Below are 12,246 nucleotides of genomic sequence, written 5' to 3'. Positions count from 1 at the left end.
GTCAGTGAAGTTCTTAGTACACAGTCTACTTAGTCAATGTATTCAAACTTGGTATATGGAACCAAAACTTCAGGTATCTTGATACCTCTATCCGTCTGGTTATTTTCCAATATTGCAGCTACAATGCGAGGCAGCGCCAATGCCGAACCGTTTAACGTGTGAGCCAGCTGCATTTTGCCTTCTGCATTTTTGAAACGTACTTTTAAGCGGTTTGCCTGATAAGTTTCAAAGTTAGAAACAGATGATACTTCGAGCCAGCGCTTTTGCGCCGAACTGTACACCTCCATATCGTAGGTTAATGCTGCGGTAAAACTCATATCTCCACCACATAAACGCAATACGCGATACGGAAGGCCCAATTTTTGCAACAGCCCCTGCACGTACAAGCTCATCTCTTCAATCACCTCGTAAGACTTGTCCGGATGGACAATCTGCACAGCTTCGACCTTATCAAACTGATGGAGGCGGTTGAGTCCGCGTACATGTGCGCCATAGGAACCTGCCTCGCGACGGAAACAAGGGGTATAAGCGCAGTGTTTAATCGGAAATTGCCCTTCTTTTACGATCACATCCCGATAGATATTGGTCACTGGGACTTCCGCGGTGGGAATCAGATACAAATTGTCAGTATTAACAAAATACATTTGTCCCTCTTTATCAGGCAACTGACCTGTTGCAAAGGCGGAGTCTTCATTAACCACAATCGGCACCTGAACCTCCTCATAACCTTGCTCTGCGGCCTGATCCAAAAAGAAATTGATCAAAGCACGCTGCAGCTTGGCGCCTTTTCCCTTATATACGGGGAAGCCGGCCCCAGAAACTTTCACACCCAGTTCCAAATCCACAATATCGTATTTGGTCAGCAGTTCCCAATGTGGAAGAGCTTCTTCTGATAAAGCAGGAATATCACCGTTGGTCAGCACCACTTCATTATCTTCGGCACCCGTACCGACAGGTACGGAATGATGCGGCAGATTGGGCAGTTGTACAATCTTTTCATTCAATGCCGTTTCTATCGTTGCCAATTTATCCAAAAGCTGCCTGACCTGTTCCTTATATCCCGATGACTTGGATTTAACGGCTTCAGCTTCTTCTTTTTTGTCCTGGCGCATCAGATCTCCAATCTGTTTTGCTGCCGCATTAGCCTCTCCCGAAAGCGCGTCCGATTCAGCCTGGATCTTACGGCGGTCTTCATCCAGACGGATGATTTCGTCGACCAACCCAATTTCCTTGAAATGCTTGACAGCCAATCTTTCGATAACCGTATCCCTGTTTTCACGGATATAATTCAATTGCAACATAATGTGATATATTATTAAAATAGTGAACAAAGATAGTGAAAACTGATTTTAACCGAAAGGGAATCGTAGATTATTCATCAGCTACCCTATTCGAGAGAAAGAAAATGTTTTTCGGAGAAGTTATTCCCGAAAAACACTTCCGTCGGTACCCTCTTAACAAACTAGGTAAAGGCAAAATTCGCGGGCCACCCCCAGCCAATATTCGATCGAACTTCTGTTATCCACTTGCTTGCTTAGGCGATAGTAACCTCGTTACATAGGTACACATCCTGAATGGCATGCAGGAGCTCTACGCCCTCCTTCATAGGTTTCTGAAAAGCCTTACGGCCCGATATCAATCCCGTTCCTCCTGCTCTTTTATTGATGACAGCTGTCTTCACAGCTTCCTGGATATCATTTTGTCCGGAGGCCCCACCGGAATTAATAAGTCCTGCCCGGCCGGAAAAACAGTTAAGAACCTGATAACGACACAGATCGATTGGATGGTCAGTAGATAGCTGGCTATACATGCGTTCATCCAATTTTCCATAGGCACTCTTGCCCATATTCAGCGCTTTAAATCCGCCATTTAGCTCGGGCAGCTTTTGTTTGATGATGTCAGCCTTGATGGTTACCCCGAGGTGGTTGGCCTGCCCTGTCAGATCTGCGGACAGATGGTAATCCTGTCCGTCTACCTTAAATGCAGTATTGCGTAAATAGCACCACAATACAGTTGCCATGCCAAGAGCATGTGCTTCCTCAAAAGCTCTCGCTACTTCAATAATCTGACGGTCAGATTCTGCTGAGCCAAAATAGATGGTTGCTCCGACAGCTACAGCTCCCATGTTCCAGGCTTCGCGTATCGTACCATATAAAATCTGGTCGGCCCGATTGGGGTAAGTCAGCAGTTCGTTGTGATTGATTTTTACCAAAAACGGTATCTTGTGGGCATACTTCCGGGACACAGCTCCCAGTACACCAAAAGTAGAAGCTACAGCGTTACAGTTTCCTTCCAATGCCAGTTTAACAATATTTTCGGGGTCAAAATATTGTGGGTTGGGAGCAAATGAGGCTCCTGCACTATGTTCTATGCCTTGGTCTACGGGTAATATAGAAAGATACCCGGTGTTGGCCAGGCGTCCTGTACCAAACAATTGTCCCAGACTGCGCAGCACCTGCGGGCTGCGATCACTCCTTCCGTATACCTGATCGATAAAAGCGGCATCTGGAAGATGAAGCATATCTCTGGATACTGCGGGTTTATCAAACTCCAGCAAATCACTCGATTCGGCACCTAGATATGCCTGAATTTTTTCAATGTACTGCATAATTTATCCTTGCATTTATATAGAAAATAACCCGAAAACGGATAGAATGTTTTAGCTCCTATTATCTAGCAAAAAAAACTTAACTTTGACCATGTTATATTTAGTCCCAACACCTATTGGCAATCTGGAAGACATGACCTTTCGTGCGGTCAATGTCCTGAAAGAAGTTGATATCATTTTAGCAGAGGATACCCGGACCAGTGCTCCTCTGTTAAAACATTTTGGTATTGAAAAGAAAGTATTTGCGCATCATCAGCATAATGAACATAAAGCTGTTTCCGAAATCATCAAGTTTCTGAAAGAAGGACAGCGAATTGCCCTGATTTCAGATGCTGGGACACCCGCAATTTCGGACCCGGGCTTTTTACTGGTACGGGAGGCTATCAAGGAAGGGCTTGAGGTTCAGTGCTTGCCCGGAGCCACGGCATTCGTCCCTGCATTGGTCAATTCGGGACTTCCGAATGACCGCTTCTGTTTTGAAGGCTTTCTCCCCGTCAAAAAAGGTAGACAGACGCGATTAAAGGCCTTGGCAGAGGAAAAAAGGACGATGATTTTCTATGAATCACCGCATCGCATTCTGAAAACCATTGATGAATTTATCTCTATTTTTGGCCCGGAAAGACAGGCTTCAATTTCAAGGGAATTGAGCAAATTATATGAAGAGAATGTACGTGGCACATTGACGGATTTAAAATTACACTTCGAAAACAATCCAATTAAAGGAGAATTTGTATTTTGTGTAGGTGGATTGGAATAAACTTTGACAATCTTTAATTACTTTAAAACGCATCTAACATGAACATGGAACAATTTGCACAGGACGGACAGGATATCAAGATCATTGAAAAACTGATCACCAAAGTCCGGGACATGCTTACTCCAGGAGAAAAAATAGATTATATTGCTGTTCAGAAGAAGCCAGCAGTAACCATCTTGCCCGATAGCATCACGATCAGCAACAAGCGCATTTTTATGTGCGAATTCACCAAATTGGGACTGGCAACGGATTTCGAAATCTTTGGCTGGCAAGATATCAAAGATATTGCATTCAAAGAAGAAATTTTCGGCTCTAAAGTTACGGTGATTCCTTTTACAGGCGAAAACCTGAGCATCGACTATATTCCAAAAGTACAGGCAAGAAAGCTCTACCAGTACATCAAAGCGGCACTGGAGAATTATAAAAAAGCGGAACTGGCTGCTGAAAAGGAGAAAATTGTAATCGCTCCCGCAGCCAAAGAAATCGTCCCGGAAAAAACGGAACATGTGACTCCGGCTCCTGCTCCGCCATCCACACCGCTTTCGCAGCCTACACCGGTAATTGCTCCAGCTCCAGCACCCCCCGCAGCCGTCTCCAGTACGCCTGTCAAAGAGGAAGAAGAGGATGAAATTACGCTGAAGCTTAAGAAGTTAAAAACGCTCTTTGATAAGCAACTGATTACACAGGAAGAATACGAAAACAAGAAAAGGGAAGTTTTGTCGAGTTTATAAATACAAGCGGGAGAAAAACGATTGTGAAAAATAATTATCTATTGGCACTTTTTAGTGCCTTTTTACTGTGGCTAGGCTGGCCACCTATCCCCTATTCCAGTGTATTGCTCTTTATCGGGTTTATTCCCTTGCTTCTTGCGCTGGAAAACATCATACAGCATGATTCCATGACGAAGAAAGGAAGAAAAATCTTTCTTGTTGCAGGACTCACCGCACTAATCTGGAATACAGCCTCGATTTATTGGGTATACAACTCGATTTCGTCGGTTATGCCGGCCTTCGCAGCGGTGCTGATCAGTTTGATCCCCTTCTGTCTTGGCGCCCTCTTGATGGCTGCTGCCTTCTGGTTATACTATCGATTGAGGCGTAAAGCCAACCTCACTCTGTCGCTTTTTGGTCTAATGGGGTTCTGGATAAGTTACGAACTGCTGCACGCTTCCTGGGACCTTGCCTTTCCCTGGATGACGCTGGGAAATGGTTTCGCCACTTTTCATCAGTTGGTCCAATGGTACGATATCACTGGCGTGTACGGCGGTTCCATCTGGATCTGGGCGGTCAATATTTTAATTTTCACACTTTATCTCCACTACAAAGGCCGATATACCCTCAAAAACAAAGTAATTCACGCTATAAGTCTTGGGCTGGTCATGATCGTGCCAGCAACATACTCGCTGCTGCGCTATTCGAATTATGAAGAGCACCAAAATCCTGCGCAGCTCGTGGTCGTACAACCTAATATCGATCCTTATATCAAGTTTCAGCTCAGTCCGGAAGAGCAGCTAAGGACGCTGTTTGCATTATCCAGTTCTGTAGCTAAACCAAATACAGAGTTCTTTATCTGGCCCGAAACGGCTCTTTCGCAAAATGGCTATTTTGATGAAGAAAGCTTTCGGGACACTTATTCTTATAAACAAATCTTAAAATTTCTGGACGCTTATAAAAATGGTAACGTGCTGTCGGGCATAGAGAGCTACCAGCTGTACAATTATCCCAAAACACCGACAGCCCGCCAACTCGCTCCGCACGTCTATCAGGACAATTTCAATGCGGCAACGCTGATCGATTTCTCGTCCAAATTACAATTTTACCACAAGTCTAAACTGGTCCCGGGAGTGGAACAGATGCCTTTTGGTGCGGCAATGGAATTTTTAAAACCCTTATTTAAAGCATTTGGTGGTACAACTGGGGGATATGGCAAGCAGGCCGAACCCTCTGTATTCTATTCGCAAAGTGGCATTGGTGCAGCTCCTGTAATCTGCTATGAATCTATTTGGGGTGACTATGTGGCTAAATATGTAAAAAAAGGCGCGCAATTCATTGCCATCATCACTAACGACGGCTGGTGGGGCAACACCTCGGGCAAAGATCAGCATATGCAATATGCCAAACTCCGCGCCATTGAAAATAGAAGATGGGTTGCGCGGTCTGCCAATACCGGCATCTCCGGATTTATCAATCAACGGGGCGATATCGTCCAGCAAACAACATGGTGGCAGCCGGCTGCTTTAAACCAGGAGATCAACTTAAACGAAGAAATCACTGTTTATACGAAAACAGGAGATATTGCAGCCTATCTGGGGCTCGCTATAGGATTGGGCGGATTGTTGATTATTTTGTTGAGAAAAAAACAGTAGCGGCAGGAATCTACAGATAACATACACAGGCCGTTGGCGTTTGCGCTGTATTCATCAATAATTCTTATGTAAATAAGTTATTTAATGCATCTGATTTACTTTTTAGATTTGTAATTTTGCGCCATGCAAGTATATTTTGACAATGCTGCGACTACAGCTTTGGATCCTGAAGTGATAAAAGTCATGGTCGATGTCATGGACCACAATTTCGGAAATCCATCTTCCATCCATAGTCACGGAAGACAAGTGAAAACTATCGTCGAGAAAGCCCGAAAGACAATCGCCAGTCTTCTCCACGTATCTCCAGCGGAGATCTTCTTCACCTCCGGTGGAACAGAAGCGGACAATATGGCTATCGTTCGGTCCATAGCCGATTTTGGCATAACGCATGCCATTACATCGCCGATCGAACATCATGCGGTGCTGCATACCCTGGAGGAGCTCAAGAAAGAAGGGAAGATACAGCTTGACCTCCTGGAGGTCGACGCGAAAGGCAATTTAAATCTTGATCAGCTTGAAGTGCTTCTGAGTAACAATCCGCGCACCTTTGTTTCGATCATGCATGCCAACAATGAAATCGGAAATCTCAACGACATCGAACGCATCGCTGCTCTATGCCAGCAATATCATGCGATATTCCATTCGGATACGGTACAGACAATGGGACATTACCCGCACGACCTTAGCAAACTCAAAATAGATTTTATTACAGGTGCCGCCCATAAGTTTCACGGACCAAAGGGGGTTGGTTTTCTTTATATCAACGCCAACAATAAAATCAAACCCTTAATCTATGGCGGTGCCCAGGAACGTAATATGCGCGGCGGTACAGAAAATGTCTATGGTATTGCCGGACTTGCCAAAGCTTTGGAAATAGCATATGAGCACATGGAAGAGCACCATGCTTATATCCAGGGCATTAAATCCTACATGATCAGCGAACTTCAAAAAGCGATTCCAGATGTGACATTCAATGGTATTATCGATCCTGACAAGTCTCTATACACGGTATTGAACGTATCCTTTCCCTGCAGCGAGCTGGCCGATATGCTGCTGTTTAACCTGGACATTGCCGGCATCTCCTGTTCGGGCGGAAGCGCCTGCAGTTCAGGCACAGACATTGGCTCGCATGTACTAGGAGCTATCCGTGTAGATGCCGACCGCCCGTCGGTACGCTTCTCATTCTGCAAACATAATACAAAAGAAGAAGTGGACTTTGTGGTTTCTACCTTAAAAGAACTTTGCGCGAAAAAAAGATAACTAGATTCATTTAAGAGAAAAAGCCGAAGGTATCCCCTCCGGCTTTTTTTATTGCTCCGAATCTTGCCTCGCGGTAAGCTTCAGTTTTTTGTTAGCACATAGTATTTGGAAATATCACCGGTAATATCGTTACCCGATAAATCCAATTGACTTAATACATGGTTGCCTAGTTTGAATTTGTAATCTACCCCGTCCAATGTAATGATATTGCCGTCGAGTTTCCATTTACCCTCACGAACAAAGACATCTTCGCTCTTGTTTAGATATTTGGATGAATATTTATAGGTATTGTCTGGGTGCAGCGAGATCAGGGTTTCTATTCCATCGCAATCCGCACAGGGCATTACTCCCCTATATTCTCCAATGACAATCTCGGCCTTATCTCTTCCTTTCAGTTCCTGTAAATTATCTTTATAAGCAGCCACACTCTGTTTGGGATTGTCACATCCCCCCAAAACAAGCGTTACCAACACTCCCACTGTCCAAACAAACGTTTTCATCGCATTCCAAATTCAAAAAAATCAGCATCTAATATATTCTCTCGGAATTTACATAACAAATTAAATACCAAAATTTTAGAATCTGCTAAAAATCATCCTCATCCTCGTCTGTCAAAAAGGACAACGCGCCCTGTAATTCACCTAATGCATGAAAATTACGGCTCTTTCGAGCAATTTCAATTCCTTTTTTGTATGTAGAAATAGCAGAATCGGGTTGTCCCAGTTTTTCATACAGCTTAGCCAGATGGTAATAGGTGCCCACATAATCGGGATTGCTGTCTATTAATTGTTCAAAACGCCGGCGTGCCTCCTGCTCGTCATTCAGTTTTAGGTATTCGGCGGCAATGGCATATTTTAAAAAAGGATCTTCTGGTGTCTCCTTTAGAAATTCGTTAAGCTGATCCAATCGTGTTGACATAGTGTTTTTATTTCAAACTTAGCAATTTTGCGAGGATAAGCAATGATCTTGAAAAGCGTCCTTTTTCTATAATACTATGCTAGCATATAAAATGACATTTTACTGACTCACCCTCCGCATTGGAAAAGTATACAGACTCCGTTTAAAATATTATCAATTACACAACGGAAACACTAATAAAATAAAAATTTTATATATTTTAAAAGAAATTCCGAGTAAAAATTTAAAAAACAACAATATAGTAACGATCTTTTCATACAGAATTTTAGACTGATTACCTCTTTTTATTTGGGAGAAAATATGGTAAGTTTGGGTAAAAACCAATCGCATATGAAAATATTAGTTTGTATAAGTAATGTCCCAGACACTACATCCAAGATCACTTTTACAAATGACAACACCGCTTTTAACACCGCTGCGGTGCAATTTATTATAAATCCTTATGATGAAATTGCTTTATCCAAAGCCGTGGAATTAGCTGAAGGCGGAAAAGGTGCCGTTACTGTCATTAATGTGGGGGACGCCTCTACTGAAGCCACGATCCGTAAAGCATTGGCAATTGGTGCGGACAATGCCGTACGTATCAATGCGACACCACGGGACGCTTGGTTTGTTGCTCATCAGATCGCAGCATACGCCAAAGACAAAACCTTTGATCTGATCCTCACAGGACGGGAATCCATCGATTATAATGGTGCTCAGGTGGGGGCTATCGTCGCTGAACTGTTAAATATTCCGTCAGTCTCGATCGCGAAAAAGATTGACCTGTCTGCCGACAGTGTGAGCATCGAGCGGGAAATTGAAGGTGGCAAGGAAGTTTTGACCGCCAAACTACCGATTGTTGTCGGTACCGCGGAGGGCGTTGCTGAACCCAAGATCCCCAATATGCGGGGAATCATGAGCGCGCGCACCAAACCATTGGAAGTTCTGGAGCCTATATCAGTGGATTCATTATCCCATATCGTCAAGTACGAGAGTCCAGCACCACGTGGCACGGTCAAGCTGGTCGATGCTGCCGAAGTGGAAAAACTGGTTTCCCTTCTTCATGATGAAGCCAAAGTTATTTAATTACTAAATCTGAAAACATTATGTCTATATTAGTATATGTAGAAAATACGGATGGCAAATTCAAAAAATCGGCTTTCGAGGTCGTTTCTTATGCTAAAGCCATCGCTGATAACATCCATACCGACCTTACGGCTCTTTCCATCGGCCATGTTTCTCAAGACGAACTTGCCCGATTAGGTAATTATGGGGCATCGAAAATACTCACCGTCGACAATGAACAACTATCCACTTTCGTCAACCAAGCGTATGCGAGCATCATCGCTGAAGCAGTGCGGAGTACAGGTGCACAGCTACTGGTGCTTTCCAATTCATTTTCCGGCAAAGGGCTCGCACCACGGGTGGCCACAAAGCTGCAAGCTGCGCTTGCCGACGGCGTCCTGGAGCTGCCATCCATCGAAGGTGATAAACTGACGGTCAGGAAAACAGCATTCTCGAACAAAGCATTTGCCACGCTCGAACTGACCGCAGCCATTAAAATCATTGCGTTAAATCCAAACGCCTACGAGGCAAAAGAAACCGGCGGTACCGCTACCGTGGAGCAATTTAAGGCAAACTTAAACGCCAGCGATCTATCGACTGTCGTGAAAGAGATTGTGCGCGCCACAGACAAAGTCTCTTTACCGGAAGCGGAAATCGTTGTGTCTGCAGGACGTGGACTGAAAGGACCTGAAAATTGGGGCATGATTGAGGAACTTGCAGAGGTCCTCGGGGCTGCTACCGCCTGCTCCAAACCGGTATCCGACGCAGGCTGGCGCCCGCATGCTGAACACGTTGGCCAAACTGGTATTGTTGTGAGCCCCAATCTCTATATCGCAATCGGAATCTCAGGAGCGATTCAGCATCTAGCAGGTGTCAGCTCTTCCAAAACAATAGTCGTTATCAATAAGGATCCCGAAGCGCCATTTTTTAAGGTTGCAGACTATGGAATTGTGGGCGATGCGTTCGAGATTGTCCCTAAGCTGACGCAAGCTTTGAAAGCATATAAAGGGAATTAAACTGCTTATTCACACTTTATTTTCCCCATTTATCCTCGAGATAAATGGGGAATTTTATTTCATCATTGAATATTTGCTTTCGACCGCTATAAAAGGTGCCTAACAGCTGATGGAGGTCGGGAAATTTGTTCACCGCTAACGCAATTTATAATTGCATATAAAAGCAAATTTATCTAAGTTTGTAGACCGCTTTGGAATTAAAATGAAGAAAATCAGATTAGATATCGTTGGTTTATCCTATAGTCAAACGCAGTCTGGGGCCTATGCCCTTGTATTGGGAGAAGTGGAGGGCAACAGAAGATTGCCCATCATCATTGGCAGCCATGAAGCCCAGGCCATTGCTATCCGGATAGAAAAAATGATTCCTAGCCGCCCACTTACCCACGACCTATTTCAGTCTTTTGCAGAATCTTTCGGCATTAAACTTATTGAGGTATTGATCTACAATCTGATTGAGGGTATCTTTTATGCCAAAATCATCTGTTCTGACGGCAACAAAATTGTGGAAATTGATGCACGTACCTCCGATGCGGTTGCATTAGCCGTCCGCTTTGAAGCGCCTATTTATGCGTATGAATTTATCATGTCCTCTGCCGGAATTATTATTGAAGGCCATGAATTTGCATTTTTGGAAAATTTAGACAAAGCCAGCAAATCACAGGATCCCAATGTTATGGAAGTCGAAGAAAAGACTCCATCGAAATCACCCACCAACCCATTTTCTTCATTGACAGACGAACAATTGGAGCAAGCGCTCAACCAGGCTCTGGCTGATGAGAACTATGAGCAGGCAGCGCTGATTAGGGACGAAATTTCCAAAAGAAAGTAATTCCTTTCGTCATTGCGAAACAAAAACTCTAAATAATATCGTTTTATGTCTATTAAACTAAGATTGACCATTATGAGCTTCTTTCAGTTTTTCGTCTGGGGAGCATGGTTGATTACAATAGCCAATTATTGGTTCGGCACGAAGCAATGGGATGGTACGCAATTTGGTGCCATCTTTGCTACCATGGGCATCGCTTCGCTGTTTATGCCGACATTAATGGGTATCATCGCTGATCGCTGGATAAATGCGGAAAGGTTATATTTTATTCTGCATTTATGTTACGCAGGTGTTTTGTTCTATTTACCCCAGGTGAATGATCCAAACACCTTTTTTTATGCGATGCTGGCAGCAATGTGTTTCTATATGCCTACATTGGCGCTTTCCAATGCAATCGCCTACACAGCATTGAATCAGAACAACTATGACCTGGTCAAAGCCTTTCCGCCCATTCGTGTGTTTGGCACAATCGGATTTATCGTCGCTATGTGGATGACCAATCTAACCGGAAATAAAGCAACAGCTTATCAGTTTTACATTGCTGGTGCAGCGGCTTTGGCCTTAGCGCTGTATGCTTTTACGCTGCCGAAATGTCCTCCAAGAAAATTACAGCAGGACAACGCCTCCTGGACGCAGCTATTGGGTCTGGAAGCATTTAAACTCTTCGGCAACTACAAGATGGCGCTGTTCTTTATTTTCTCTATGTTTTTGGGAGCAGCCTTACAGCTGACCAACGCCTACGGCGATGTATTTTTGGATGAATTTAAATTTTTCCCAAAGTTCGTGGACTCTTTCGTAGTGAAATACTCCACTATTATCATGTCCATTTCGCAGATTTCAGAAACACTTTTCATTTTGGCCATTCCTTTTTTCTTGAAGCGATTTGGCATTAAGAAGGTGATGTTAATCTCCATGTTGGCCTGGGTACTCCGTTTCGGTCTTTTTGCTTTTGGCGATCCTGCAGGCGGGCTCTGGATGATCATCCTATCTTGTATCGTTTATGGAATGGCATTTGATTTCTTCAATATCTCCGGTTCATTATTTGTTGAAACATCGACGACCTCAAGCATACGCAGTTCGGCTCAAGGTTTATTTATGATGATGACCAATGGTATTGGCGCTGTATTTGGTAGTTTTGTATCAGGATGGGTCATCGACCACTATTTTACCAAAAGCTTCCAAAACGGACAGGACCTTGCACAGTATCTGGATACCTCGGTCAATGATGCCCATTTTCTGAATTTCATAAAGGAAAAAAGTGTTTCATTGCTGCCTGATGGCACGTTGAGCAACAGCCTTATGCTCAAAGACTGGCACCATATCTGGCTGGCATTCGCGATCTATACGCTTGTTATTGCGATACTTTTCGCAGTATTCTTCAGACATAAGCATGAGCGTGAACCGCAATATTCGAAATAACAAAAAGCCGCAAATGCGGCTTTTTGTATA

General features: G+C 43.9%; 12 protein-coding genes. 8 read left to right on the top strand and 4 right to left on the bottom strand.

The window, feature by feature from the left end:
• Positions 1-29: 29 nt before the first annotated feature.
• Positions 30-1,301, bottom strand: coding sequence for a serine--tRNA ligase (gene serS, locus K7A41_RS17315; protein ID WP_265714667.1), 1,272 nt, complete (start codon positions 1,299-1,301; stop codon positions 30-32).
• A gap of 233 nt (positions 1,302-1,534) precedes the next feature.
• On the bottom strand, positions 1,535-2,608 hold the full coding sequence (locus K7A41_RS17310; protein ID WP_265714666.1) for a class I fructose-bisphosphate aldolase: 1,074 nt from the start codon (positions 2,606-2,608) through the stop codon (positions 1,535-1,537).
• 91 nt (positions 2,609-2,699) lie between these two features.
• On the opposite strand from K7A41_RS17310, the gene rsmI reads away from it, so the two are divergent.
• The 4 genes from rsmI to K7A41_RS17290 all read left to right on the top strand — a co-directional run bounded on the left by rsmI (position 2,700) and on the right by K7A41_RS17290 (position 6,990).
• Positions 2,700-3,365 (top strand): 16S rRNA (cytidine(1402)-2'-O)-methyltransferase, encoded by a 666-nt coding sequence (gene rsmI, locus K7A41_RS17305; RefSeq protein ID WP_028072287.1) that lies wholly within the window; start codon positions 2,700-2,702, stop codon positions 3,363-3,365.
• Positions 3,366-3,403: 38 nt separating this feature from the next.
• A complete protein-coding gene (locus tag K7A41_RS17300) occupies positions 3,404-4,096 on the top strand; it encodes a PH domain-containing protein (protein ID WP_265714665.1) in 693 nt (230 codons plus the stop codon).
• 23 nt (positions 4,097-4,119) lie between these two features.
• Positions 4,120-5,730, top strand: a complete 1,611-nt coding sequence (gene lnt, locus K7A41_RS17295; RefSeq protein ID WP_265714664.1) for an apolipoprotein N-acyltransferase — start codon at positions 4,120-4,122, stop codon at positions 5,728-5,730.
• A 123-nt stretch (positions 5,731-5,853) separates the two neighbouring features.
• Positions 5,854-6,990, top strand: a complete 1,137-nt coding sequence (locus tag K7A41_RS17290; protein WP_265714663.1) for a cysteine desulfurase family protein — start codon at positions 5,854-5,856, stop codon at positions 6,988-6,990.
• An 80-nt stretch (positions 6,991-7,070) separates the two neighbouring features.
• Here the strand turns inward: K7A41_RS17290 and K7A41_RS17285 are convergent, their stop codons facing one another.
• Entirely contained in the window at positions 7,071-7,490 is a 420-nt protein-coding gene (locus K7A41_RS17285; RefSeq protein ID WP_265714662.1) for a copper resistance protein NlpE, read from the bottom strand.
• Positions 7,491-7,575: 85 nt separating this feature from the next.
• Complete coding sequence (locus tag K7A41_RS17280; RefSeq protein WP_028072292.1) at positions 7,576-7,908, bottom strand: tetratricopeptide repeat protein; 333 nt, start codon at positions 7,906-7,908, stop codon at positions 7,576-7,578.
• Between the two features lie 330 nt (positions 7,909-8,238).
• On the opposite strand from K7A41_RS17280, the gene K7A41_RS17275 reads away from it, so the two are divergent.
• From K7A41_RS17275 to K7A41_RS17260, 4 genes are all read left to right on the top strand, one after another.
• A complete protein-coding gene (locus K7A41_RS17275; protein ID WP_265714661.1) occupies positions 8,239-8,976 on the top strand; it encodes an electron transfer flavoprotein subunit beta/FixA family protein in 738 nt (245 codons plus the stop codon).
• A gap of 20 nt (positions 8,977-8,996) precedes the next feature.
• Positions 8,997-9,971, top strand: coding sequence for an electron transfer flavoprotein subunit alpha/FixB family protein (locus K7A41_RS17270; protein WP_028072294.1), 975 nt, complete (start codon positions 8,997-8,999; stop codon positions 9,969-9,971).
• 202 nt (positions 9,972-10,173) lie between these two features.
• Positions 10,174-10,800 carry a bifunctional nuclease family protein gene (locus tag K7A41_RS17265; protein WP_028072295.1) on the top strand — a complete coding sequence of 209 codons (627 nt, stop codon included), beginning with the start codon at positions 10,174-10,176 and terminating at the stop codon, positions 10,798-10,800.
• A gap of 45 nt (positions 10,801-10,845) precedes the next feature.
• Positions 10,846-12,216: a nucleoside permease gene (locus tag K7A41_RS17260; protein WP_028072296.1), complete on the top strand. Its 1,371-nt coding sequence runs from the start codon at positions 10,846-10,848 to the stop codon at positions 12,214-12,216.
• The last annotated feature ends 30 nt before the right edge of the window (positions 12,217-12,246 follow it).

The sequence above is a fragment of the Sphingobacterium sp. InxBP1 genome (assembly GCF_026191775.1).
GTDB lineage: Bacteria > Bacteroidota > Bacteroidia > Sphingobacteriales > Sphingobacteriaceae > Sphingobacterium > Sphingobacterium thalpophilum.
Note: the sequence above shows the minus strand (reverse complement) of the source record. Positions and strands in the feature narration are given on the sequence as shown.

Coding starts and splice junctions, on each gene's coding strand:
- K7A41_RS17285 (WP_265714662.1), bottom strand. CDS start 7,490: ATGAAAACGTTTGTTTGGACAGTGGGAGTGTTGGTAACGCTTGTTTTG.
- K7A41_RS17290 (WP_265714663.1), top strand. CDS start 5,854: ATGCAAGTATATTTTGACAATGCTGCGACTACAGCTTTGGATCCTGAA.
- rsmI (WP_028072287.1), top strand. CDS start 2,700: ATGTTATATTTAGTCCCAACACCTATTGGCAATCTGGAAGACATGACC.
- K7A41_RS17300 (WP_265714665.1), top strand. CDS start 3,404: ATGAACATGGAACAATTTGCACAGGACGGACAGGATATCAAGATCATT.
- K7A41_RS17265 (WP_028072295.1), top strand. CDS start 10,174: ATGAAGAAAATCAGATTAGATATCGTTGGTTTATCCTATAGTCAAACG.
- K7A41_RS17270 (WP_028072294.1), top strand. CDS start 8,997: ATGTCTATATTAGTATATGTAGAAAATACGGATGGCAAATTCAAAAAA.
- K7A41_RS17275 (WP_265714661.1), top strand. CDS start 8,239: ATGAAAATATTAGTTTGTATAAGTAATGTCCCAGACACTACATCCAAG.
- serS (WP_265714667.1), bottom strand. CDS start 1,301: ATGTTGCAATTGAATTATATCCGTGAAAACAGGGATACGGTTATCGAA.
- K7A41_RS17260 (WP_028072296.1), top strand. CDS start 10,846: ATGTCTATTAAACTAAGATTGACCATTATGAGCTTCTTTCAGTTTTTC.
- K7A41_RS17310 (WP_265714666.1), bottom strand. CDS start 2,608: ATGCAGTACATTGAAAAAATTCAGGCATATCTAGGTGCCGAATCGAGT.
- K7A41_RS17280 (WP_028072292.1), bottom strand. CDS start 7,908: ATGTCAACACGATTGGATCAGCTTAACGAATTTCTAAAGGAGACACCA.